General features: G+C 30.1%; 20 protein-coding genes, 4 tRNA genes, 2 riboswitches and 1 other annotated feature. Of the genes, 20 read left to right on the plus strand and 4 right to left on the minus strand.

Annotation, left to right across the window (positions count from 1 at the left end; all coding sequences use genetic code 11):
- Positions 1-3 precede the first annotated feature (3 nt).
- The 8 genes from ACSYT2_RS15430 (at position 4) to ACSYT2_RS15465 (ending at position 9,389) form a co-directional block, all read left to right on the plus strand.
- Positions 4-669, plus strand: coding sequence for a response regulator transcription factor (locus ACSYT2_RS15430; RefSeq protein ID WP_430857675.1), 666 nt, complete (start codon positions 4-6; stop codon positions 667-669).
- The gene (locus ACSYT2_RS15435) at positions 666-1,682 is read left to right on the plus strand and encodes a sensor histidine kinase (RefSeq protein WP_430857674.1); all 1,017 of its coding nucleotides are present in this window, start codon (positions 666-668) and stop codon (positions 1,680-1,682) included. The genes ACSYT2_RS15430 and ACSYT2_RS15435 overlap by 4 nt, the downstream gene beginning before the upstream one ends.
- A 222-nt stretch (positions 1,683-1,904) precedes the next feature.
- A complete protein-coding gene (locus ACSYT2_RS15440) occupies positions 1,905-2,675 on the plus strand; it encodes an ABC transporter ATP-binding protein (protein ID WP_430857673.1) in 771 nt (256 codons plus the stop codon).
- A complete protein-coding gene (locus tag ACSYT2_RS15445) occupies positions 2,665-4,677 on the plus strand; it encodes an ABC transporter permease (protein WP_430857672.1) in 2,013 nt (670 codons plus the stop codon). Before ACSYT2_RS15440 ends, ACSYT2_RS15445 begins: the two co-directional genes overlap by 11 nt.
- 290 nt (positions 4,678-4,967) lie before the next feature.
- Entirely contained in the window at positions 4,968-5,957 is a 990-nt protein-coding gene (locus ACSYT2_RS15450; RefSeq protein WP_430857671.1) for a homoserine dehydrogenase, read from the plus strand.
- 150 nt (positions 5,958-6,107) lie between these two features.
- Positions 6,108-7,202: a hypothetical protein gene (locus tag ACSYT2_RS15455; RefSeq protein WP_438385128.1), complete on the plus strand. Its 1,095-nt coding sequence runs from the start codon at positions 6,108-6,110 to the stop codon at positions 7,200-7,202.
- A gap of 99 nt (positions 7,203-7,301) precedes the next feature.
- Positions 7,302-7,877, plus strand: a complete 576-nt coding sequence (locus ACSYT2_RS15460) for a 5-formyltetrahydrofolate cyclo-ligase (protein ID WP_438385129.1) — start codon at positions 7,302-7,304, stop codon at positions 7,875-7,877.
- A 29-nt stretch (positions 7,878-7,906) separates the two neighbouring features.
- A riboswitch (SAM riboswitch) is annotated at positions 7,907-8,017 on the plus strand.
- 106 nt (positions 8,018-8,123) lie between these two features.
- Positions 8,124-9,389, plus strand: coding sequence for an O-acetylhomoserine aminocarboxypropyltransferase/cysteine synthase family protein (locus tag ACSYT2_RS15465; RefSeq protein ID WP_438385130.1), 1,266 nt, complete (start codon positions 8,124-8,126; stop codon positions 9,387-9,389).
- A gap of 67 nt (positions 9,390-9,456) precedes the next feature.
- On the opposite strand, the gene thrS is transcribed toward ACSYT2_RS15465, so the two are convergent.
- Entirely contained in the window at positions 9,457-11,388 is a 1,932-nt protein-coding gene (gene thrS, locus ACSYT2_RS15470; protein WP_438385131.1) for a threonine--tRNA ligase, read from the minus strand.
- Between the two features lie 120 nt (positions 11,389-11,508).
- Positions 11,509-11,712: a binding site (T-box leader), on the minus strand.
- Positions 11,713-11,851: 139 nt separating this feature from the next.
- Between thrS and ACSYT2_RS15475 the strand changes: the two genes are divergently transcribed.
- The 4 genes from ACSYT2_RS15475 (at position 11,852) to ACSYT2_RS15490 (ending at position 14,232) form a co-directional block, all read left to right on the plus strand.
- Entirely contained in the window at positions 11,852-13,864 is a 2,013-nt protein-coding gene (locus tag ACSYT2_RS15475) for a methyl-accepting chemotaxis protein (protein WP_438385132.1), read from the plus strand.
- A gap of 125 nt (positions 13,865-13,989) precedes the next feature.
- Positions 13,990-14,073, plus strand: a tRNA-Leu gene (locus ACSYT2_RS15480).
- A gap of 4 nt (positions 14,074-14,077) precedes the next feature.
- Positions 14,078-14,152: transfer RNA gene (locus ACSYT2_RS15485), tRNA-Gly, on the plus strand.
- 6 nt (positions 14,153-14,158) lie between these two features.
- Positions 14,159-14,232: transfer RNA gene (locus ACSYT2_RS15490), tRNA-Gly, on the plus strand.
- Between the two features lie 106 nt (positions 14,233-14,338).
- Here the strand turns inward: ACSYT2_RS15490 and ACSYT2_RS15495 are convergent.
- Entirely contained in the window at positions 14,339-14,743 is a 405-nt protein-coding gene (locus tag ACSYT2_RS15495) for an HNH endonuclease signature motif containing protein (RefSeq protein ID WP_430857665.1), read from the minus strand.
- Positions 14,744-14,944: 201 nt separating this feature from the next.
- Between ACSYT2_RS15495 and ACSYT2_RS15500 the strand changes: the two genes are divergently transcribed.
- The 3 genes from ACSYT2_RS15500 (at position 14,945) to ACSYT2_RS15510 (ending at position 17,360) form a co-directional block, all read left to right on the plus strand.
- Positions 14,945-15,619 (plus strand): hypothetical protein, encoded by a 675-nt coding sequence (locus ACSYT2_RS15500; protein WP_438385133.1) that lies wholly within the window; start codon positions 14,945-14,947, stop codon positions 15,617-15,619.
- Positions 15,620-15,680: 61 nt separating this feature from the next.
- Positions 15,681-15,756, plus strand: a tRNA-Lys gene (locus tag ACSYT2_RS15505).
- 123 nt (positions 15,757-15,879) lie between these two features.
- A riboswitch (SAM riboswitch) is annotated at positions 15,880-15,987 on the plus strand.
- A 71-nt stretch (positions 15,988-16,058) separates the two neighbouring features.
- Positions 16,059-17,360, plus strand: a complete 1,302-nt coding sequence (locus ACSYT2_RS15510; protein ID WP_438385134.1) for a Na+/H+ antiporter NhaC family protein — start codon at positions 16,059-16,061, stop codon at positions 17,358-17,360.
- Positions 17,361-17,531: 171 nt separating this feature from the next.
- Here ACSYT2_RS15510 and ispF read toward each other — a convergent pair whose 3' ends face one another.
- The gene (gene ispF, locus ACSYT2_RS15515) at positions 17,532-18,002 is read right to left on the minus strand and encodes a 2-C-methyl-D-erythritol 2,4-cyclodiphosphate synthase (RefSeq protein WP_430857662.1); all 471 of its coding nucleotides are present in this window, start codon (positions 18,000-18,002) and stop codon (positions 17,532-17,534) included.
- A gap of 398 nt (positions 18,003-18,400) precedes the next feature.
- On the opposite strand from ispF, the gene ACSYT2_RS15520 reads away from it, so the two are divergent.
- Together ACSYT2_RS15520 and rluF are read left to right on the plus strand one after the other, a co-directional pair.
- Positions 18,401-19,438 carry an anti-sigma factor domain-containing protein gene (locus ACSYT2_RS15520; RefSeq protein ID WP_430857661.1) on the plus strand — a complete coding sequence of 346 codons (1,038 nt, stop codon included), beginning with the start codon at positions 18,401-18,403 and terminating at the stop codon, positions 19,436-19,438.
- Positions 19,416-20,186: a 23S rRNA pseudouridine(2604) synthase RluF gene (rluF, locus tag ACSYT2_RS15525; RefSeq protein ID WP_438385135.1), complete on the plus strand. Its 771-nt coding sequence runs from the start codon at positions 19,416-19,418 to the stop codon at positions 20,184-20,186. The genes ACSYT2_RS15520 and rluF overlap by 23 nt, the downstream gene beginning before the upstream one ends.
- 76 nt (positions 20,187-20,262) lie before the next feature.
- On the opposite strand, the gene ACSYT2_RS15530 is transcribed toward rluF, so the two are convergent.
- Positions 20,263-21,150: a polysaccharide deacetylase family protein gene (locus ACSYT2_RS15530; RefSeq protein ID WP_430857659.1), complete on the minus strand. Its 888-nt coding sequence runs from the start codon at positions 21,148-21,150 to the stop codon at positions 20,263-20,265.
- A gap of 230 nt (positions 21,151-21,380) precedes the next feature.
- Here ACSYT2_RS15530 and ACSYT2_RS15535 point away from each other — a divergent pair, with 230 nt between their 5' ends.
- From ACSYT2_RS15535 to ACSYT2_RS15545, 3 genes are read left to right on the plus strand one after another with little or no spacing between them, the layout of a single operon-like run.
- Positions 21,381-22,118 carry a DUF3298 and DUF4163 domain-containing protein gene (locus ACSYT2_RS15535; RefSeq protein WP_438385136.1) on the plus strand — a complete coding sequence of 246 codons (738 nt, stop codon included), beginning with the start codon at positions 21,381-21,383 and terminating at the stop codon, positions 22,116-22,118.
- Positions 22,119-22,139: 21 nt separating this feature from the next.
- Positions 22,140-23,516: an aldehyde dehydrogenase gene (locus tag ACSYT2_RS15540; protein WP_430857811.1), complete on the plus strand. Its 1,377-nt coding sequence runs from the start codon at positions 22,140-22,142 to the stop codon at positions 23,514-23,516.
- A gap of 13 nt (positions 23,517-23,529) precedes the next feature.
- Entirely contained in the window at positions 23,530-24,414 is an 885-nt protein-coding gene (locus tag ACSYT2_RS15545; RefSeq protein WP_430857657.1) for an ROK family protein, read from the plus strand.
- Positions 24,415-24,425 lie beyond the last annotated feature (11 nt).

Raw genomic sequence — 24,425 nt, forward strand, 5'->3', positions numbered from 1 at the left:
GAAATGCAAAGGATACTAATAGTAGAAGACACAGAAAAAATAAGAGAAGAGCTTACAGAATTTCTATCTAAATATGGATATGAGGTAAAAGCGCCAACAGATTTTAATAATATTTTAGAAATTATAGAAGAAGAAAAACCTGATTTAATTTTGCTAGATATTAATCTTCCAGTATTTGATGGATACTATATATGCAGAGAAGTTAGAGCTAAATCAGAGATTCCTATAATAATTGTTACAAGTCGTGATAGTGAGATGGATGAGCTAATGAGTATGAATTTAGGTGCAGATGATTTTGTGACAAAGCCATATAATACTCAAATACTTTTAGCCAGAATAGCATCTGTTTTAAAGAGGAGCGCTAAAGTGACATCACAGGTATTAAGTCATAAAGGACTACAGCTTAATTTATCAAATGGATGTATTACTCATGAGGGGAACACATTAGAGCTAACTAAAAATGAGTTAAAAATACTAAATTATTTAATGATGAATAAAGGCAATATTGTACCAAGGGATGATTTAATGGAGTATCTGTGGTCTTCAGAATTCTATGCAGATGATAATACCCTATCTGTGAATATGACTAGGCTTAGGAAAAAGCTAGAGGAAGTAGGTATGGATAATCCTATAGAAACTAGGAGAGGGCTAGGGTACATAATGCAATGAGTCTAAAGGATTATTTAAAGGATAAAATGATTTTTTTATTGGTTAACTTTGTATTATCCTTAGGATTGGCTGTATTTTTTTTGTTTTTAAGAATTAAGGTTGAGTATATAGTACTAGTTGTAGTTGTATGGTTTACACCATTAATAGTACTATTATTATTACAGTATTTACAGAGGAAGAGTTATTATGATAATTTATATGAAACCATTGAATCTTTAGACAAAAAATATTTACTATCGGAAATTATTGAAGAAGCTAATTTTATAGATGGAAAAATAATTTATGATATTTTAAAAATTTCAGATAAAGAAATGCATGAACATGTAAAATATTATAAAAAACAACAGTCAGAATATAGAGAGTATATTGAAGCTTGGGTTCATGAAGTTAAAACTCCAATTGCATCAAGTAAATTAATAGTAGATAATAACAGAAATTCAGTTACAAAAAGTATAAAAGAAGAATTATTAAAAATTGAGGATTATGTTGAGGAAGTTTTATATTATTCTAGGAGTAATGATGCAAATAAAGACTATATAATAAAGGAATTTAATTTAGGAACTGTGGTTAAAAATATAGTTACTAAGAATTCCAAGGACTTTATCCACAGAAGAATTAAATTAAATCTACAGTCTGTGGACAATACTGTATATAGCGATAGTAAATGGGTAGAATTTATTATAAATCAAATATTAAGTAATGCAATAAAGTATTCTGACAAAGATGAAGCTGAAATAAAGATATTTTCTGAAAAAAGAGAAAATAATATTATTCTTTCAATAGAGGATAATGGCGTTGGTATAAATGAAAGAGATATAAAGAGAGTTTTTGATAAAGGTTTTACAGGTGAAAATGGAAGAAAATATGGTAGATCAACAGGTATGGGTCTTTATATATGTAGTAATCTTGGAAAAAAATTAGGTATAGGAATTGAAATAACCTCTAAAATAGGAGAGGGAACAAAGGTAGATATAATTTTTCCAATGAGCAAAGTAACTTTACTTGAAAATTAATACTTAAATTATAAAATGAAGCTACATATTAGCTTCATTTTTATTTCTTCATCTATAAAGAAATTATGGTATAAGGAAATAAAGATATCAAGAAACTCAAAAATTCAGCCTTTGAAGCTAATCTTTCAAAATTGTAACTTTCAAGTAATGTATATCTATACTAGAAATTTTAGGGAAAGGTTAAAATAAACTCATAATAAATAAACAGGAGGATTCTTAATTATGAAAGAAATACTTAAAGTAAGTGATATTGAAAAATATTATGGTAATAAGGGAAATGTAACTAAGGCTATAAATAACATTGGATTTATAGTTGAAGAGGGAGAATTTGTTGGAATAATGGGGCCATCAGGAAGTGGTAAAACAACTCTTTTAAATTGTATTTCTACAGTAGATAATGTGACAACAGGAAGTATACATATAAATGGCAAAGATATCACAAAGTTAAAATCTAAGGAAATTGAGAGGTTTAGGCGTGAGGAGCTAGGATTTATATTCCAAGATTTTAATCTACTTGATACGCTAACTGCTTATGAGAATATTGCGTTAGCTTTAACCATTCAAGAGGGTAAGAAAGTGAAAAATATAGAAGAGCGAGTAAAAGAAATTGCTAAGAAGTTAGAAATAGATACTGTGCTAAATAAATTTCCATATGAAATGTCAGGAGGACAAAAGCAGAGAGTGGCAGCAGCTAGAGCTATAGTTACAAAACCATCACTTATATTAGCAGATGAACCAACTGGTGCATTAGATTCTAAGTCATCAAGGTTATTACTAGACTCTTTTGAGAAGCTTAATGAAGATTTAAAAGCAACTATATTAATGGTTACTCATGATGCATTTACAGCAAGTTATGCTCATAGAATTCTATTTATAAAAGACGGAAAGATATTTAACGAATTAATAAGAGGAAAAGATTCAAGAAAGGACTTTTTCAATAAGATAATTGAGGTTGTAACCCTTCTTGGAGGTGACACTAATAATGTATTCTAAAATATCAGCAAGGAATGTAAAAAGAAGCTTTAAGGATTACACAATATATTTTTTAACATTGACCTTTGCAGTTTGTATTTTCTATGCATTTAACTCGATTTCATCACAAAATGCAATGGTTGAAGTATCTAAAAGCAAGATGGATATTATGAAGATGCTATCAGGAGTAATCTCAATGACTTCAGTATTAGTTTCCATAATATTAGGATTCTTAATTGTATATGCTAATAATTTTCTGATTAAGAGAAGAAAAAAAGAAATTGGATTATATATGACTTTAGGAATGAGCAGAAGAAAAATTTCATCTTTATTAATTAAAGAAACCTTCTTAATAGGATTAATTTCATTAGCTGTTGGATTAATAGCCGGGGTTGTAGTATCCCAAGGATTGTCCTTATTTACATCCAGATTATTTGAAGTAAATGTTAGTAAATATAATTTTATATTTTCCCCAGAAGCAGCAATGAAAACAGCTATTTATTTTGGACTAATATTTGTATTAGTAATGTTATTTAATACCTTTACTATATCAAAGTACAAATTAATAGATCTTTTAAGGGCAGGAAGAAAAAATGAAAGTATAAAAATTAAGAATATTAAGGTATCCTTTGGATTATTTTTAGTATCTTTAGTAACAATTGGAGGAGCATATTATATTATTTTAAATAATGGACTAGAGGGTGGATATGGGCCAATTAAAGTATCAGTTATATTGGGGGTAATTGGAACAGTATTATTCTTCTTATCTTTATCAGGATTTTTAATAAGCATACTTAGAAAAAATAATAGGTTCTATTTAAATAAATTAAACATGTTTGTGTTAAGACAAATCAATAGCAAGGTTAATACTACATATATTTCTATGGCTATAATATCTTTAATGTTATTTTTAACAATAACACTTTTAGCTACAGGTGTAAGTTTTAAGAATTCTCTTGAATCTGATTTAGAGAATTCAACTAAATTTGATGTAACCTTTTATTCTTTCACAGATAGTGGGGATGAAGGAATAAATCCTGAAAAAACCTTAACTAATATTGGTTTTGATTATAAAAATAAATTTAAAGATTATCTTAGTTTTAACTTATATAAAGGTGAAGATGGAATAAAACAATATTTATATAATTATGTAGATAATAAGATAAAGAAGAATTTAGACTCTTATGATCCGAAAATAGACTTTATATCAATATCAGATTTTAATAAACTAAGAGAAATGACAGGAGAAGAGAAGATTAATACGAAAAATAATGAAGTCATTTTAATTTCTAACTTCAACGGATATTATAAAGCTGTTGATAAATTTATAAAAGATAACAAAACAATGATGATTAGAGGTAAGAATTATAATATTAACAATAAAGATGTTATTCAGGATAACTTAGAAACTAGTGGTTTAAAGAATAAATTCTTAGTTGTTGTATTACCAGATGAAGATATTAAAGGACTAAGTGTGGGAACCTATTATCTAAATGCTAACTATAAAGATAATGATATTAATTTGGAGAATGAAATATATGATATATTTATAGGATTTACTAATGGAAAATATTCATATGATGATTATGGATTTATGCTTGGACAAACAAAAGCACAGGCTTATGACACAAGTGTAGGTATGTCTACAACAGTACTTTATATAGGAATATATTTAGGGATAATATTCCTGATATCAAGTGCGGCAATATTAGCATTGCAACAATTATCTGAAGCCAGTGATAATATTGAAAGATATGGTGTATTAAAGAAGATTGGTGTTTCATCCAAGATGATGAATGGAGCAATATTCTCTCAAATATTTATATATTTCATGATGCCACTAGGTTTATCAATAATACATTCTATTGTTGGTATAACTGTAGCTAGTAAAACAATATCTATGTTTGGAAATAATAATATATTAATTTCAGCTATGATTACAGCAGGGGTAATTGCAGCGGTTTATGGTGGATACTTTATTGCTACTTACTTTGGATACAAAAATATTATCAAAAATAGATAATATGTAGCAAGTGTACATAAAACTATTGATGGGTTTTATACTAGAACAAGGACACTCATATATCTTTTCAGGTCTACTAGCGCTTCGAGAGGTAGCCTTCAAAGAAATATGAGAGTCCTTGTTCTTATTTTATGAAAGATAGAAATACTTGCCGAAATCAAACTAGCTCAGGCGGAATCAATTCATTCAAGATATTTTTAGTTACATTACATTTATAGTTTAGCACGTCCTTTTAAGATATTATAAAAAGAGTATATTACTGGTATAATTAAGAAAAATGAGGTGATTTGATGAATATAGGATTAATAGGTTATGGTGGAGTAGGTAAGGAATTTATAAAGCTATTAAAAGAAAAGAATATAAATTGTAGGGTTAAATTTATAATTAAAAGTGATGGGGGCTTAAGAGATGATAATGGAATAGAGCTAGATGAAGTTATCATAAAAGAAAATAGTATAAAGAGTCATAAGATGTGGATTAAGGGATTGAATTTTATGGATGTAATTGATGAAGAATTAGACTTTTTAGTGGATTTGACTCCTACAAATAAAAGGACTGGAGAGCCGGCATTAACATATATAAAAGAAGGATTAAAAAGAGGTATCAATGTTGTTACAGGGAATAAGGGTCCTATCTTAATAGATTATCATGGACTAAAAAAACTTGCTGATGATAATGGGGTAGACCTTGGTATTGGCTGCACTACAGGAGGGGCGCTTCCAAGTATAAATGGAGGATTAATAGATTGTGCAGGAGCTGAAATTATCTCTATAGAAGGAATTTTAAATGGAACTACAAATTACATACTAAAAGAAATGGAGAAAAATAAAATATCCTATAAGGAGGCATTAAAAAAAGCACAAGATATAGGTATTGCGGAGACAGATCCAACCTTAGACGTTGAAGGATATGATACAGCTATAAAGATGATAATTTTAGCAAATGTATTAATGGGAAGTAATATTACTTTAGATGATGTAGAGCTAGAGGGAATTACTAAGGTATCATTAAATGATATCGGTAATGCAAGTAAAGAAGGAAAAAAAGTCAAATTATTAGGGCAGGTATATAGAGATAATGGAGAAGTTAAGATAAAGGTTGGTCCATCAAATATAGATGCAGAGCATTCATTATATTCTGTAGATAATAAGAATAAAGGAGTAACTTTTGAAAGCGATACACTAGGAAGAATAACTATAATTGGAGGAGCTTCTGGTACTAAAAATGCTGCAGCATCAATATTGAGAGACATAATAAATATAAATAAAAAAATTAAATAAAGATGAGTTTAAAATTAAAAGGACAATATATTTCTAAGTAATGTAAATTGAAATAAAAATTAACAAATACTCATTGTAAATATTACCATAATGGTATAAAATATAAAATATAGGTTATATGTGTAAAAGTAATCGCTTTGAGGTGGTAAAATGGTAGAAATGTTAAATAAGCTTGAGTTCATGCTTATGGGCTTGAGACAAATGAATGTAAACGCTGTATGTGCGTGGTTTCCTAAGATTGCTAAGGAAGATATAATTAAAGCTATAGAAGAATCTCCTAAGTTTAAGGTAGAAGGAAATGTAGTATCTTTAAAGAGTGAAACTGAATTATATGAAGAAGAACTTCAAAAAGATATATTAAAAGATCTAATGGGTGAAATGAATGAATCTTCAGATGATGACGATGATTTATCAGGATATGATGATGATTTAGAATTAGTAGAAGCTGTGGAGGAAAGTCCAATTAATTTAGATGATGAAGTTATATTGGTGGATATTCAAGAAGATCCTATAGTTGAGGAAATAGATAATGAGATAGTAGAAAGTCAATGGGTTGAGGCCAAAGAGGCAGCTGAAGAAGTAGCACCTATAGAAACAATCGAGACAAGCCATGTAGAAGAAGTAGTATCTAAGAGTAATGATGAATATTTTGACTATTATTACAATAATAATAGTAGCCAAACTAAGCAAGAGGTAAGTCAAAAATTAGAGGAAAAGGTTGTTGAGAAAGTGGTAGAGAAAGTTATTGAAATAACAGATGTTTCGAAGGTAAAAGGCTCAGATATACCATATGAAGATTTAATAAGGTTAATAGATGAATACAATGAAGAAGTAGAGAGTAAATTAAATTATGCCCTAGAAAACAAATTTGAAGTTAGAGTTAAAGCTATAAAGAGTTTCTATGAAAATAAGTATGTAGTAAAGGTTAAAGAAGAGAACATATTAGATACACAAGCTTGCATATTTGCATTAGTTCATAAGAAAAAGGGAATGGAGGTTGCATACTTAGTTGTTTGTGAATTATTAAATGAGGTAATTCTTAACTATATGCTTGACCACTATGATGATGAGGTTGTTTATTTCTGTCCAGTAGAAGGATCAGAAGTGAACTTTGAGGTTGGATTAAATGAATTCTATCTAAAGGATACATCAGTAATATTTGATAAGTTCTTAGAACATTATGTAGTGATAGAAGAATGTGATGTTAAGGTTAAGAATCTTGAGGTTATAATAGGTAGTAATTAAAGAGTGTATTAGATCTATAGCTTGCTATAGATCTTTTTTATTTTATACTATAATAAATAAAGAATATATAGATGGAGAATTTTTAGAGTGAGGTGCAAGATGGATAAGCAAAGTATTAGGAAGGCTATAATTAGTAAAAGGGATTCCATTGATACTAAAAGTAAGATGGCAATGGATAGTAGGATAAAAGATAAATTGAAAGAATCTATTTTCTATAAGAACAGTAGGAATATTTTTATCTATATAGGTTTTGGTAGTGAAATTGATACGGCTAAATATATAGAAGAATTCTTATTAGAAGGTAAAGAGATATTTGTTCCAAGAACAGATATGAAGAATAAAGTTATGGAAGCTGTTAAGATTAATTCATTGATGGAATTAACTGAGAGTAGCTATGGGATTTTAGAGCCAGATATAGAGGTAGAGGCAATAAATAAGAATGATATAGATTTAGTTATTTTACCTGGGGTAGCCTTTGATAAGTCTGGTGGAAGGATTGGATATGGAGGTGGATATTATGATAAGTATCTTGAAGGAATGAATTCAGATATAGTGAAGTTAGCTATAACATATGATTTTCAGGTCTTAGATGAGGTTCCTTTTGAAGAACATGATATAAAAGCTGATTATATTATAACTGAATGTAGAGATATTAATTTGTTGCATTATAACTAATTTGGTGTATAATTGAATTAATAAGTAATCTTTTATTAAGAATGGTGGAGGGACTGGCCCTATGAAACCTGGCAACAACTAGTATTCATTTGCTAGAACTGTGCTAAATCCTGCAGGATTTATTTCCTGGCAAATGAGAGATTAGGTATGACGTATATTGTTTCGGCGTTATAGCTATTTATCTCTTTATTAAAAGTAGATAAATAGCTTTATTTTTTTACATTAAATAATTAGGAGGGCTATATTATGAAAATTGAAACTAAATGCTTACATGAAGGATATCATCCAGGTAATGGGGAGCCGAGGGTACTACCAATATACCAAAGTACAACATACACATATGACTCAGCAGAGCACATAGGAAAGTTATTTGATTTAACAGCAGATGGTCATATGTATTCACGTATATCTAATCCAACAGTTGGGGCTGTTGAAGAAAAAATTTCTTCATTAGAAGGTGGAGTAGGTGCCCTTTGCACTACATCTGGACAAGCAGCCTTATTAATAGCTATATTAAATATTCTTGGTGCAGGAGACCATATAGTTAGTGCAGCAACAGTTTATGGTGGAACAATAAATTTATTTGCAGTAACTCTTAAGAAGCTTGGAATAGAATGCACATTTGTTGATCCAGAAGGATCAGAGGAAGAAATACAAAAGGCATTCAAGAAAAACACAAAAGCAGTATTTGGAGAAAGTATCGCAAATCCAGCAATATCTATACTTGATATAGAGAAGTTTGCAAAGATAGCACATAAGAATGATGTTCCTTTTATAATAGATAATACATTTGCGACACCAATTCTTTGTAGACCTATAGAGTTTGGTGCAGATATAATAATACATTCTACAACAAAATATATGGATGGACATGCAGTACAACTTGGTGGAGTGATTGTTGATAGTGGTAAATTTAATTGGGCTAATGGTAAATTCCCAGAGTTCACTGAGCCTGATGAATCCTATCATGGAGTAGTGTATACTGAGCAATTTGGAAGTGCTGCATATATTGCGAAGGCAAGGGTACAGCTTATGAGAGATTTAGGATGTTATCCATCAGCTCAAGATGCTTTCTTATTAAATTTAGGTTTAGAAACATTACCAGTAAGAATAGAAAAACATTGTAGAAATGCAGAAAAAGTAGCTGAATTCTTAAATGAATCAGATAAGATAGAATTTGTTAATTACCCAACACTTAAAAATAGTAATTATCACGATTTAGCTAATAAATATTTACCATTAGGTTGTAGTGGAGTAGTATCATTCTCCATTAAGGGTGGCCGTGAAGATGCAATAAGATTTATGGATGGACTAAAGTTAGCTTCAAATGCTGTCCATGTTGCAGATATTAGAACTTGCGTACTTCATCCAGCAAGCTCAACACATAGACAACTTACTGATAAGCAATTAGTTTCAGCTGGAATAACAGCTGGACTTGTAAGAATATCAGTGGGATTAGAGAACATTGAAGATATTATTGAAGATATTAAACAAGCATTAGATCAAGTTTAAAATAGTGGTTAAAATAAAGGGATAATATTCTGCATTGCAAAATATTATCCCTTTTATAGTTTTAATATTATCTTTCTTTATTTGCTATTTCAGTTAATAGTCTAGTTTCGAATTCTGCAAGTGATATGCTTCCTTCATCACCACTCTTTCTACTTCTTACTGAAACAGAATTTGTTTCTGCTTCCTTTTCACCTACTACTATGATATAAGGAGTTCTTTCTAATCTAGCTTCTCTTATCTTATATCCAATCTTTTCAGCTCTGTAGTCAGCTTCAACTCTTACACCCTTGTTTCTTAAAGACTTAACAACTAAATCAGCATAGTCATTGTACTTATCTGAAATTGGAAGAATCTTAGTTTGAACTGGTGCCATCCAAGTAGGGAATGCTCCAGCATACTTTTCAATTAAAGTAGCTATAGTTCTTTCATAACATCCAATTGATGATCTATGAATGATATAAGGAGTTTTCTTATTACCGTCTTTATCGATATAAGTCATGTTAAATCTATCTGCCAATGCAAAGTCAATTTGAACAGTGATTATTGTATCTTCCTTACCATGAACGTTTTTACATTGAATATCAAGCTTTGGACCATAGAAGGCAGCTTCACCAGCAGCTTCAACATATGGAATACCAATGTGATCTAAGATATTCTTCATTATTACTTGAGTTTCTTCCCAAGCTTTAGCATTGTTTATATACTTAACTTTATCAGTAGGATCCCACTTAGAGAATCTGTAAGATATATCTTCTGAGATTCCTAGAGTATCCATTACATAGTTAATTAAATCTACAACGCCCTTGAATTCTTCTTCAATTTGTTCAGGAGTAACTATAATATGACCTTCTGAAAGAGTGAATTGTCTAACTCTTGTAAGACCATGCATTTCTCCTGATGATTCATTTCTAAACAAAGTAGAAGTTTCAGCATATCTTATTGGAAGATCTCTGTAACTATGTTGTTCAGCATTATATATAGTGAATTGGAATGGACAAGTCATTGGTCTTAATGCAAGAACCTCATCATCCTTTTCTTCATCACCTAAAATAAACATACCATCTTTGTAGTGAGACCAGTGTCCTGAAACTTTATATAAGTCACTTTTAGCCATATATGGAGTCTTAGTTAATACATAGCCCCTTTTTTCTTCTTCATCTTCTATCCATCTTTGAAGAGTTTGGAATAACTTTGCACCCTTCGGCATGAATAGTGGAAGACCTTGACCTATATTTTCATTAGTTGTGAATATGCCTAATTCTCTACCTAACTTGTTATGGTCTCTCTTTTTAGCTTCCTCAAGAGCTTCTAAGTGAGCTTCTAAATCTGCTTTCTTTAAGAAAGCTGTACCGTAGATTCTTGAAAGCATCTTATTCTTTTCATCGCCTCTCCAGTATGCACCAGCAGTTCTAAGAAGTTTAATAGCTTTAACATTTTTAATTGACATTAGGTGGGGACCAGCACATAAATCAGTGAAATCACCCATCTTGTAGAATGATATAATTTCATCTTCTGGAAGATCATTAATTAATTCTACCTTATAAGGTTCATCTGCCATTAATTTTATAGCCTCATCTCTTGGAAGCTCAAATCTTTCTATAGCAGGGTTTTCCTTTATTATCTTTCTCATTTCATCTTCTAATTTTTCTAAATCTTCAGCTGTAAAAGCCACGTCTCTATCAAAATCATAGTAGAATCCAGTTTCTATTGATGGCCCTATAGCAAGCTTTGCTTCAGGGAATACTCTCTTAACAGCATATGCTAATACGTGAGAAATACTATGTCTTACAGCATCTTTTCCTTCTTGAGAATCGAAGGTACATATTGCAAGCTCCACATCTTCATTTACTATGTGACGAAGGTCAACAACTTCGCCGTTAACAATACCACAGCAAGCATTTCTAGCTAAACCTTCGCTAATTCCCTTAGCTATGTCAAGTACTGAAACGCCAGCTTCAAATTCTTTTACTGAACCATCTTTTAAAGTTACTTTAATCATTAAAAAATCTCCTTTCATTTATCTTATGGATATTAAAGAAAATAATTAGTAATCATAAAATTATTTTCTTATATATGCCTTAAATATAATTTTACAAAATAAAAAAACTTCAATCTCATATATAGAGACGAAGTTATATCCGTGGTTCCACTCTAATTACCTAAAAAATAGGTCACTTAAGGATATCGTAACGTGATATAGACGGACTTTATTAAGGTCACTCAGAGGTGGTCTTCGGTTAATTTTATCTAAGGATACTTTCAGCTGGGGTACCCTCTCTCTGGAAATAAAGATTTAACTTACTCTTCTCTTCAACGTTTTAATTATTATATGTATTAGCTTTAATTATAGTTATTTAATTTTTGAATGTCAATATTCTATTATAATTAACCATACTTTAACAGGAATATAATATTTTTGTTGTAATCTGCCATTAAAATAAAAGATAAATGGGAGGAGTAATATGAAATATAAATTTAAGAGCATAAAAAGTAAATTGTTAATTATACTATTACCTATTTTTATTGGAGGATTTTTATTAATTTCTTTGTTTGCATATCACTATTCAAAAGAAATATTGATAGAAAGTAATTTAAATATAATGGGCGAAATGACAAAGGTGGCTGCTGATAAAACTAATGTATATATCAATGAAGAATTAAACAGACTAGATCTTTTAGCTAAAAATTCTAAAGTGAAAGATGAGAATATAAATTTAAATGATAGATTAGGGGAGTTAAGATCGTTATTAGAAACAAACAATGAATTAGATATAGGAATTTCAGATTTATCTGGTAATGCAGTATTTTTTAATAGTGAGAGTAGAAATATAAAAAATACTAGGAATTTTATTTCGTCAATAAGTGGAAACTCAGAGATATCTACACCTTATTTCGATTATGATATTGGAAAAAAGATTATAGCATACTCAGTAGCAATAAAAGATTACAATGATGAGGTAATTGGTACTATAGTTTCTTACAAGGAAAGTAAGGAACTTGGTGAAATGATAAATTCAATTAAGTTTTTAAATACAGGAAATTCACTAATAATCGATAGCTATGGTAACTTTGTTGCAAGTAGCGATAAGAAATTACTATCAGATAATGAGAATATAATATCAATTCAGAGGGAAGGAGAAGATTTAGAAGCATTAAACAATATAGGTAAAGATATGGCTAGTGGCTATTCTGGAACTGGTGAATATCAATATAGCGGAACAGGAAGATACATAACGTATACACCAATAGGTAACACCGGATTATCCTTAGGAATATCAGTAGAAAAAGGTGATATATTAGAGAAACTTACATATTTAAAAGTAGCAAGTTTTACTGTAACTGTGGTAGTAACTTTATTAATAACGATAGTGATTATTTTATTTAGTTTTAATATTGGGGATACTTTAAAAAGAACTAAAGAATATGTACATATTATGTCAGATGGAGACTTTTCAGAAGAGGTTGATAAGAAATATTTAGAAGGTAGAGATGAAGTAGCAGATATATATAATAGTGTTAATAGAGCTAAGGTATCTATAGGGGGCATGATTTGTGCAGTTAAGGATACATCTGAAGGAGTACGAGCTAATGCAGATGTTCTTAATGAGATTTCTATGGAATTATCATCTTTAACAGAAAATATATATGTCGCGATAGGAGAGGTAGCTACAAGAGCTGGAGATCAATCAGCAGAACTTAATAGCATAGTAAATAAGCTTGAATATTTTAGCAAGAAGGTAGATGTAGTAAAAGAACATGTGAAGCAAATTAATCTGAAAGCCTTAGAGGCAAATAATGAAGCAATAAAAGGTAATGAAGATATGATGATTTTAGATCAGGGAATAATTAAATTTAGTAGTGATTTAGATAGCTTCATAAAGGATATAGATCATATAAATGTACATATTAAAAGAGTTAATGAAATTACAGATTTAATTAATAATATATCTGAACAGACTAATTTATTGGCTTTAAATGCAGCGATTGAAGCAGCTAGAGCAGGAGAAGCTGGTAATGGCTTTGCTGTAGTAGCAGATGATATAAGAGTTTTGGCTGAGAAGAGTAAAGAGTCATCTAAAAATATATATAATATTTTGAATGAGTTAATGAATAGAATTAAAGGAGTAGTTATTGGAAGCGAGGCTATAAAATCAGAAATTAAATTTCAGAGGAAAAGTGTAGATATAGCCTTAACATCATTTAAAGGAATATCAGATTCAGTTAATGGAATAACACCTAAGATAATAGAGATAAAAGAGGCTTTTGATAATATAATTGGTAGTAGGGATATAATAATAAATACTATTGAAGTAATAGCATCATCATCTGAGGAGATTTCAGCAGCGACTGAAGAGGTAACAGCATCAGCAATAAATCTTAGTCAAACTAGTGATGCAGTGGAAGTAAGTTCAAAACTTTTATTAGGAAAATCAACAGATTTAATGGAGCAAGTTAAAATATTTAAGGTTAAATAGAAGTGGAATTAGCTATATAACTAAGGAATTTATATAAAATAAAAAGTGGTTTTAAAGAACTATTTTTTATTTTATAAATATATTGATTTTTTTGGTAATACCAGTATATAATATGAGTATGGTAAGCAGATGTGGCGGAATTGGCAGACGCACTAGACTTAGGATCTAGCGCCTTTGGCGTGGGGGTTCGACTCCCTTCATCTGCACCAATATGCGGAAGTGGCTCAATGGTAGAGCGCCACCTTGCCAAGGTGGATGTTGCGGGTTCGAGTCCCGTCTTCCGCTCCATAATATGCAGGTATCGTATATCGGTAATACTCCAGCCTTCCAAGCTGGAAAGGTGGGTTCGATTCCCACTACCTGCTCCAATAAAAAAAGTAGCTCATATAGAGCTACTTTTTTGTTATATCCAACTATAATTAAACGAATTAATTATAGTTGGTAGTATAGAAATAATAAATAAATAGAATAATATTAATATATATTTTGAATGAGTTTTTGAATTTGTATATTTTCAAGGATTTCCTCAGTATAAAGAGTACCTCCCATAATAGCTAGTACAATATCATCCTTTTTATATCCCTCTTTAAATATTTTAATATTACGAGTAATCCTTTTTAAGGTGTTCAAAGATACATTTAGTATTACTCCAAGTTCTTTAAAGGAATAATAATCTTTAGGTAAGATTTCATAAAGTTTATTTTGTAGTTGAATTTTATATTTTATATCTACTTCAATAGAGTGATGGGGTCCGTCTTTACCACGGTGATGTTTTTCGCAAAGATATTTATAATTTAGTTCTATATCGAATCCACCTTCACACCTATGAACAATATGATGAATATCAGCTTTTTCATTACAAATTTCACAAAAGAACAATAAGTTACCCCCTTTATTTTTATGTATTTATTATATAGTAAATTATTTGCTAATTCAATTTGATAAATAAGCCAGAAAAATATTCTGAATATTGATTCACTTAACCATTTGGCAATACCTTGTTAAATTGTAGAAAAGTATTGAAAAAAGGTTATAATATACTATATAATATATTATATAGTAGAAAGAAGGGTGATAAGGATGAGGCAAAGTTATAATTCCTTTAAATATTGGGAAAATCTTATAAGCGAGAACAAGACAATAAGAGGACATATGTTTATGCAGAATCCACCAAAGGATAAATCACTTTATATTCATACTCTTATTTTTAGTAAGAACAATGGTATAGATAATATTTATGCGTATTTTCCAGATGTAAAAGCTCTTCTTGGATATATTCAATATTCATTTTTACAAGAGGCCTTTTATAAATGGATTTATGGGAAGAATAGGATAGTAACAAAGATCCCATCGGAACCTGTAGATAAAATAATACATGGTGGATTAGTAAAGGGTAAGATAACAAAAGAAGAGGCTAACTTAATGTTGGGTTATTATAGAAGATTAACGAGGATGTGGGATATACCTAAAGATAGGGTTATTTCTGAGTTAATGAAATTTGCACGAGACTTTAATAAAACTTGGGTGGGTGACAATAAAGAATTCCTATATATTAAGATATTTAAAAACACTGAAGATTTAGGAAGGTTTGTACTAGACTCAACTATGATGACAAGTAATTCAGATGAATTTGAAAGAAAAACAGGTGTGAGCATCGATGAGTGGAAGATAATCTGTAAAGGTGCAGTAAAAAACAAACATTTAGGAGAAAAACTCCAAAAAGTTCTTCAAAAAAATTTAACAGAAGTAATATAAAAAATGTATTATAGCATCTTGACTTATAAAAATCACGGTGCTATAATACAAAATGTATTAGGCGTTATTAGCTCAGTTGGTAGAGCACCTGACTCTTAATCAGGGTGTCCCGGGTTCGAATCCCTGATGACGCACCAAAAAGGAATCTTATAAAGATTCCTTTTTTTATTGCTCTGAAATATTTGGTATAGGTGGATTAATTATATCCGTTGACACAGTATTTTAGGGATGTTACAATATGCTATGTTAAAAAAGAATAGTTCTTATCAAGAGTGGTGGAGGGACTGGCCCTATGAAACCCAGCAACCAAAAATATTCATTAATTTTTATGGTGCTAAATCCTGCAGGTGCGTCCTGATAGATAAGTTAGTTTGTTATATAAGCTTCTGAATCTATCAGAAGCTTTATTTTATATTCTAAACAGAGGAGAAGTTATGTAATGAAAGAAAAGGGGAAGGTATGGGCATTACTGCCTTTATTAGTATTCATATTAGTATACCTAGGAACATCTATTGTAGCTAAGGATTTTTATGCTATATCAGTAATTGTTCCATTTTTAATAGCAGCTATGGTTGCACTAATAATGAATAGAAAAGTTAAATTTGAGGATAAAATACAAACATTCTGTAAGGGGGCAGGTAATGCTGATGTAATATTAATGATATTAATATTCATATTAGCAGGCGCTTTTGCAGAGGTAGCAAAGTCAATGGGAGCTGTGGATTCAACAGTTAATTTTGGATTATCAGTACTACCTACTAGCGTTATAGTGCCAGGAATATTTGTTATTGCATGTTTTATAGCATTATCAGTAGGTACCTCCATGGGGACTATAGTTGCTTTAGTACCAATAGCAATGGGGATATCTGAAAAAACAGGTATAGCAATTGCCATAGTTGTAGGTGCAGTGGTAAGTGGGGCAATGTTTGGGGATAATCTATCTATTATTTCAGACACAACTATCGCAGCAACAAGAACACAAGGTTGTGAGATGAGGGACAAGTTTAAAATGAACTTTAAAATAGTTCTACCAGCAGCAATAGCAACAGCTCTATGTTTTATGTTTATAACAAGAGGCACAATTATCCCAGAAATGGGCAATTATGAATATAGTTTTGTAAAGATACTTCCATATATAGGGGTGCTTATAACAGCTTTAGCAGGAGTAAATGTAATTTTTGTGTTAATGGGAGGAGTAGTTTTAGCAAGTATTATTGGATTATCATATGGATCATTTGATTTAGTTGGTTTATTTAATAGCATATCAACAGGGATATCTGGAATGAGTGAGCTTATAATTATTTCATTAATAATTGCAGGTACTGTGGAATTGATTAAAAATAATGGTGGAATAGACTTTATACTAAGTAAGGGCTTAAGTAGCTTCAAAACAAGAAGAGGAGCAGAATTTGGAATTGCTACTTTAGTTAGTTTAGTAGATATATGTACGGCTAACAACACTATTGCAATAGTTACAGTAGGTCCAATAGCTAAAAATATTTCTGATGAATTTGAGCTAGAACCGAAGAGGATTGCAGGGATAATGGATATGTTTGCCTGCGTATTCCAAGGATTAATACCATATGGAGCACAATTAATTTCAGCTTCTGGATTAGCTATGATTTCACCTTTTGCTATAATGCAATATTTAATATACCCATATTTAATGGCAGTATGTGCAATAGTATCTATATTTATTTACTGGGAAAAAAATAAAGATAGAAATAAAATAGTTAAATAACATTGCTATACTAATGTTTAACTATGTCATAAAATAATAAAAAGGGTCCTTATCTTTCGTAAAAGGCTACATCTCCTAGAGATGGTAGAACTGAAAAGAAAGAGAAGGACCATTTTTATAGAATATATTACAAATAGTTTTCAGCATAACTTACGTAAAATTGTAATAAATTTATTTGTACAATAGACAAATACTTTGAGAGGAAATTCCATGTCCTTCTCCAGTAAAGCCAAGACCTTCTTCTGTAGTTGCTTTAACATTAATTTGATCAATATCTATATTTAGAGCTTTAGATATATTTTCCCTCATTGTAGGGATGTGATTAGCCATTTTGGGTTTTTGTGCAATTATTGTTGAATCGATATTTGAAATTTTATATCCATTTTCATATAATAATTTTCCAACTTCTTTTAGTAGTTCAATACTAGAAATTCCCTTATAACGCTCATCTGTATCAGGAAAATGTTTTCCGATATCCCCTAGGGCTGAAGCTCCTAGTAATGAATCCATTATTGCATGTAATAAAACATCGGCATCAGAATGACCAAGAAGACCAAGTTCATAAGGAATATTCACTCCTCCAATAATAAGGTCCCTATCAGCCACAAGACGATGTACATCATAGCCAAGTCCAATACGCATATTATCACCTCATGTTTTTTCTTAATATTTTATCATAGTTTATAGTGATTATATACTTATTGAACCTTTTTTACTAGGGAGTTTACTTCATTAGTCTTATTATTAGAATTAAATAATCTTCTAAACTGCTTACTAAATGAGCTGAAAAAATATAGGAAATAGTAATTGATATAATTAATTCTTTTACGGGTAAAGATGAAATCTACATAAACAAGATTTTTTTTCATAATAGACCTCTCTTTCAATAATAATACTCTTATTAAAATATATTTGAAGAACATTAGATATATACGAAACATGTAAAGGTTTTTATATGATATAATACAATGTATGTTAAGATTAATTATTTGTTAATATGGCGATGTATGTCATATTAAGATAAAGAAAGGATGATTTAGGTGGGAGAATTTCAAAAGAATAGATATATTTTCTCTAGCACACCGGCCATATTAGATGTTAGTGAAAATGCTAGAAGACTAAGAGAGAAACAAATATCAATTATGGTTAAAGAACTTTTTTTATACAAGATTTTATTAAAGGATTTAGTTGGACATTTTCCAAATTATAAAGATAGAAATTTAATATTGAATATAGCCTATTATATAAAAGATGATGTGGATATATTTGATAGAATACAAAAAAGAAGAGAGCTACCTATAGCTTTTATAGCAAGAAAAACAAAAATCTCCAGGGCCTTTTTGGAAATATGGCAAGATTATATAATTACCTATGTATTAATTTTATCTAATCCAAATTATAAATATATCCAAGATTATTTAAGGGTTGAATTTAAGGATAATACTAATGAAATTACTCAACCTAGGAGTAATACAGGGGATATTTATAGAGGTATAGTATTAAAAGCAAATAGAAGGAGTACTATAATACTTACTAGTGCAGGTGAATTTATAAAGGTTAAGAGTAATGATACAGAAGTTGGAAAAGAGTTGGAGGCTGGGGAGAAGAAAGGTATAAGACACTACAAGTTACAAATTGCTATTGCTGCTGTCTTGATAATTTTTACTGCCTTTGGAGTTTATAAGGAATATACAAAAGTCGTTAGAACTGTAGTTATACAAACATCATCACAAGTTAAATTAGAACTTAATAGATTTAATAAGGTAATATATTCAAATTCTCCATCGGAGAAAGGTAGGGATATGTTAAATTATGCTGAACCTATGGATGAAGATATAGATAAGGTACTAAAGAAGTGCGTAGAATATGCCAAGAAGAATGATATGGTCCCACAGGATGGTATAGTAGTAACTATAAATGGTGAAGCTTTAAAGTATGGTATTCTTAAAGAAACTGGGGATTATATTGTGGAAGAAAATATAAAGGTGTTAATAAATAATGTTGGTCAACAGCATAAGTTATACGAAAGTACAGAAAAGCAAAAGGAAGATAAGAATGAAGAAAAAAGTAAACAATAATATAATAGTACATAGTGATAGAGGGGAAGAAATAAGATTAAATAAATATATTAGTGAAACAGGAATATGCTCAAGGAGAGAAGCGGATAGGCTTGTTGAGGCAGGTAGAGTTACAATAGATGGTGTTAAGGCGACTATGGGCATGAAGGTCTCTGAAGGTCAAGTAGTCAAGGTAGATGGAAAATTAATTTCAAAGGTTGATGAATTAGTTTATATTGCCTTAAATAAGCCAGTAGGAATTACTTGTACAACAGATAAAAAAGTTAAAGGGAATATTGTTGATTTTGTTGGACATAGTAAGAGAATATTTCACATTGGAAGATTAGATAAAGACTCACAAGGATTAATCTTACTAACTAATGATGGTGATATTGTAAATAAAATTCTAAGGGCTGGAAATAATCATGAAAAAGAGTATATTGTAACGGTGAATAGGCCTATAGATGACGAGTTTATAAGAAAGATGTCATCTGGAGTTAGAATATTAGGTACTGTAACTAAAGAGTGTTATGTAAAACAAGAAGGACCTTGTACATTTAGGATTATATTAACTCAAGGGATGAATAGACAAATAAGAAGAATGTGTGAGGAAATAGGTTTTGAAGTTGTCAAGCTTAAGAGAATTAGGATAATGAATATTAAGCTTGGTGATTTAAAAATTGGTCAGTGGAGAGATTTGACGGTTAAAGAATTAAAAGGTCTTGGTGAGTTAATTAAGGATTCTAATAAGGTATATGAAGAAGAGTAAGGTTTTTATAGGGGATGTATAAAAAATATAAAGATATAAGTGGAAGCTAAGGTTATAAATTACCTTAGCTTCCACTTTATTTTTGTATATTAATAAGTCTATTTTTAAATTGATCCATAGTATAGGTAGAACTTACATATATTCTATCAAGAGTTATTGGATCATCATCTTTATCAGCATATCCTAGATCAGTTGTAAAGGCTAAGGAGTATCCAGCTTCCTTTACAGCTTTTTTACTGTCTTCATTTAAATCTCCAAAAGGATAAGCTACAGAAATAACAGTTTTACCTGTAATAGCTTCAAGCTTTTCTTTAGAAGTTTTTAATTCTTCAAGTTGCTTTTCATATGTTAATTGATTTAAGTGTAGATGATTGTATGTGTGACTTTCTATATCTAACCCATAGTCGGACATTTCCTTTAGCTGAGCACTTGACATGTAGTAACCATCATCAATACCATTAGTTATTACAAATACTGTAGCCTTCATATCTAACTCCTTTAATATTGGGAAGGCATTGGTGTAATTATCCATATAACCATCGTCAAAAGTAACCACAATACTTTTTTCAGGGATAGCTTTATCATTTAAGATATAGTCATTTAGCTCAGCCATTGTTAATGTAGTATACCCGGAGTTCTTTATAAATAGAAGTTGTTCTCTTAACTTATCAGGTGAGATAATTACCTCATTTGCTTCAGATGGTTCAACTGAATGATAATAAAGAACAGGAACTCCACGATTATCATTAACAAGAGTTAATCCTTCAAATCTATCTTTCTCTTTTTCAATACTTTCTTCATTGGTTATTTCGTTATTATTAGCTATTTCTTCTTGAGGAGCTTTGTTATCAGCTTTATTAGAAGACTGTTCTTTTACAAAAATTACAGCCACAACAGCAATAAGTACAATTATAAGACCTATAATTATGTAATTTGACAATTTGTTTTTAGAATTTTTAGGCATAGTAAATCTCCTTGAAGTCGTTAATTTTATAAATTAATTTTAACATAATAGGGTAAATAAAACAAATTAGAAAGTAAAAATATAGTAAAAAATGGATACAATCCACATAGTCCACAAGGGCCTGTGGATAAGTTGTTATAAAACTGTTGATTTATATGTTGATAAATGTATGGATAAGGGAGAATACTAAATAAAAAGAAAATAAAGGTCTAAAAAGGAGAGGTGTATATATGAGACTTGGGAAGATAGCGCTAATAACACTGTTAATAACTAATTTGTTTAATTTGAGTTATCCACATGGTATGTTAATAAGTAATAAGTCGAAAAATGAGGAAGAAGTAAAAATTGTGGATAAAATAATATCAAAAAAGGATGAAATACTAAAAGTTGATGTAATAATACCAGAGGTAAAAGGGTTAGTAGATAAAAAAAAGGAGAAAGAACTTAATGATAGGATTATGAAATGGACTAATGATTGGATTAAAGATATTAGAAGTATAGCTGATGAGAATTTTCTTCCTGGAAGTAAGCCTAGTTTCCCATATGAGGCTGTATCCAGATATATTGTTTCAAATAATGATAAAGATGTCCTAAGTATGTATATAGACTATTATCAATTCACTGGAGGTGCTCATGGAATTACTACAAGGATACCCTATACTGTAGAAGTTAAGAGTGGAAATATATTGAGTCTTAAGGATTTATTTAATGAGAGTTATAATTATAAAGCAATAATTGATAAAGAAGTAAGAAGGCAGATAGCTCTTGATAAGGATAAATATTTTGACGGTGGAGAGATATTTAAGGGAATTAAGGATAATCAGAGTTTTTATATTGAGGGAGATAATATAGTCATATTTTTTGGACAGTATGAAATAGCACCTTACGTTGCAGGTATAGTAGAGTTTAGAATTCCAGTAACTTTGTTTAAAAATTCTTATCGCTATGGTAAAATTGTAGATAAATAGAAACAGTGAAAGGTATAAAATATTATGGGGATGAAAGAAATTCTACAGAGTCAGAAAACATACTTCAAAGGAAATTCAACATTAAGTATAGATTTTAGAATAAATAATTTAAGAAAGTTAAAAAGAATACTGAAAGAGAATGAAGATGAAATACTAGAGGCCTTAAATAAGGATTTAGGTAAATCACATTTTGAAGGATATGCTACAGAACTTGGTATCGTATATGAAGAGATAAATTTAGCTGTTAAAAATGTCAGGAAATGGGCAAGAAGAGAGAGGGTTAAGTCATCTATTATATATTATCCAAGTAAAAGCTACATATATAAAGAACCTTATGGAGTGGCTCTTATAATTGGACCTTTTAATTATCCATTTCAATTAGTTATATCTCCATTGATAGGAGCAATATCAGCTGGGAACTGTGCCATTATTAAGCCATCTGAACATTCAATAGAGACATCTAGGATATTAGAGAAAATTATAAATAGTAATTTTGAAGAATCCTTCTTGAAAGTAGTTGAGCCTTCTGGTGGTAAAGAATTAGTATCAGAATTATTGGATTTAGATTTTGATTATATATTCTTTACTGGTAGTGTAAAGGTTGGCAAGATCGTAATGGAAATGGCAGCAAAAAGGTTAACCCCAATTACATTAGAGTTAGGTGGGAAAAGCCCATGCATTGTGGATAAGGATGCAGATATTAAAAAAAGTGCTAAAAGAATTGTTTGGGGTAAATTTTTAAATGCAGGTCAAACTTGTGTTGCTCCAGATTATATGTATGTACATAGTGATATAAAAGAAAAATTATTATCAGAAATGGTTAAAGAAATAAAAATACAGTTTGGTGTAAATCATATAGAGTCTAGTGATTTTCCGAGGATAATAAGCGAAAGAGAAATTGACAGGATATCATCCTATATTAAGGATGGGGATGTATACTATGGAGGAGAAATTATAAAGGAAGGGCGCTATATCTCTCCAACCTTACTTATCAATATTAAAGAGGGAAGTAGAATAGAGGAAGAAGAGATATTTGGGCCTATATTACCTATATATGAATTTAGAAATTTAGATGAAGTTTTATGTAAGATAAATAGTGGAGAAAAGCCATTAGCATTATATTATTTCTCAGAAGATGATGAAAAAGTGGAGAAGGTATTAAAAGAAAGTACTTCTGGTGGAGTTACAATAAATGATACCATAATTCATGTGGCATCGTCTCACCTACCCTTTGGTGGAGTGGGTAATAGTGGAATTGGAGAATATCATGGAAAAGCAAGTTTTGATACCTTTAGTCATAGAAAGTCAGTTTTAAAACGGGGAACTTTTATGGAATTTCCATTCAGATTTCCTCCTTATAAAAATAGAATTAAATTATTAAAAAAAATTATGAAGTAATGGGGAGAATTATATGAAGAAATATTTATCTTTTGATATTGGTGGTACAAAAATAAAATGGGGAATACTTAATGAATTAGGAGAAATCTTAGAAAAGAATTCTTTTGATACTATGGTAAACTCTGAGGAAGAATTTTTATCAGGTATAGTTGAAGTTTCATTAAAGTATAAGAATGAAGTTGAAGGAATAGCTATTAGTATGCCTGGCTTTATTGATTCTAAAAAAGGAATTCCAACTGTTTGTTATGCTATTAATTGTATTGAAGGAAAGAGTATAACATCAATTTTAGAAGAGAAAACTGGCTTGAAAGCATCAGTTGAAAATGATGGTAAGTGTGTTGCATTAGCTGAAAAGTTTAATGGAAATGCAACTGAATGCTCAGATTTTATATGTATGTCCATAGGTACAGGAATAGGTGGAGGAATATTTTTAAATAATAAACTAGTTAGAGGTAATGCCTTCCAAGCAGGAGAGTTTGGTTTTATGGTATGCAATGGATTAGGAGCAGACTATAAAAATAAAGAAATACTTAGTAATAATGCATCTACTAGATCATTAGTAGTAAGATATATGGAGTATAAAGGTATAGAATCAGAAGAGTTAGTGGAAGGAACTGTAGTTTTTGAGGAAGCTAAGAAGGATACAAAAGTAAAGGAAATAATAAAATGGTGGTACAGTAACATTGCCCTTGGAATATATAATTTATCAGCTACGTTAAATCCAGAAAAGATACTTATTGGCGGAGGAGTTAGTGTAAGAAGTGAATTTATTGAGGAATTAGAAGAGGCACTAAATTTAATTCCATGGTGGAAAGATGTTTCAGCTAAAATAGAACCATGTAAACATAAAAATGATGCGGGAATGATAGGTGCTGTTTATCATTTTATAAATAGTTAAGTTATAATAAT

Origin of the sequence: Clostridium zhoujianii (genome assembly GCF_051590805.1) — a bacterium.
GTDB lineage: Bacteria > Bacillota > Clostridia > Clostridiales > Clostridiaceae > Clostridium.